1 protein-coding gene is annotated in these 1398 nt (G+C 59.0%); it reads left to right on the forward strand.

Features of this window, described 5'->3' with window-relative positions; all coding sequences use genetic code 11:
* On the forward strand, window positions 1-1388 hold a 1388-nt coding region (locus tag AC1Q5O_RS27215; protein WP_492567198.1), incomplete at its 5' end, for an ISL3 family transposase.
* Between the last annotated feature and the right edge of the window lie 10 nt (window positions 1389-1398).

The raw sequence follows: 1398 nt of genomic DNA on the forward strand, positions 1-1398 counted from the left end.
TTCTGGGGCACGGCACAGGCGGACGCCCGGGAGAGCGCTTGATGAACCAGCTCGGGATGCCGGTCAGCGACGACACCATCCTTCGGCACTTGAAGCGCATGGCTTTACAGATCGACGACGAGCCCCCCGCTCGGATCATCGGTATCGATGACTGGAGTTGGAGGAAATCGTGGCGCTACGGCACGATCATCGTTGATCTCGAGCGCCGAAAGGTCATGGACATTCTCGAGGACCGGAGCGTGGCGAGCGTTGCACAATGGTTGAAGCGGCATCCCTCCATTGAGGTGGTCAGTCGAGATCGATGCGGGCTATACGCGCAGGCTGCTCGTGAAGGTGCCCCGCAAGCGTCTCAGGTGGCTGACCGCTTTCATCTCTTCCAGAACCTGCGTCTTGCGATCGAGGAACAGATGAGCCTCTCCGGCCGAGCTACAGGCAGGGCACTGCTGCCAGACGAGGACATCGAGACTGATCATGACGATCGAGCTTTGCATGAGGAGGCGCCTGGAATGCGGTTGCGCAATCAGCTTCGACGGACACATAGGCAGTCCCGGAAGGAGGTGTTCGAGACGGTGCACGCCTTGAGCAAAGAAGGCCTGACCTGCTCGGAGATTGCGCGTCGCACTGGATATGGCCGCCGCAGCATCGCGAAATGGCTGACGTTTGAAACGCCACCCGACCGACGCAGGGGAGCGTTGCAGCCGACATCTCCCCTGTATTTCGAAGCCTTTCTCACCCAATGTTGGAAGGACGGCAACCGCCGTGGGCGGCATCTGTTTCATGACATCAAGCATCGCGGGTACACCGGCAGCTTTTCCAATCTTGAACGCCTCCTGGCAACCTGGCGCCGCGCCGAGAGACCGGAATCGGATAAGGATAAGGATAAGGATAAGGATGATGCGGCGCCGGCTCGGGTTGGCGTCGTCGACAGTACATACGATAATGCGCCTGTGCGTGATCCGCACACTGGCCACTGGATCTCGCCGGTTGTCGCCGCTGCTCTCTGCATCAAGCCGCGCGGCGCGCTGACCGTCAATCAAGAGCGGAAAGTGGACGCCCTCAAGCAGGGATCAGATACCTTTGCGACTTTGCGCAGCTTATCCATGCGGTTTCGCGGAATATTTCATAGCCGAAATTCGGCAAGGCTCGAAGATTGGATTGATGATGCCATTCATTCTGGCCTGGTTTTCCTGGCCCGTTTTGCCCGCGTCCTTCGCCGCGATATCGACGCCGTCTGTAACGCCATCGACCTGCCTTGGAGCAATGGTCAAGCGGAAGGTCAGATCAACCGACTGAAGACGATCAAGCGCGCTATGTATGGCCGAGCGGGTGCAGAGCTTCTCAGAGCGCGGATGATGCCCATCCAATTGTCCGATCTCCACACAAAGTGAGGCAGACCCC

Source organism: Phyllobacterium sp. MT110, from assembly GCF_058792715.1.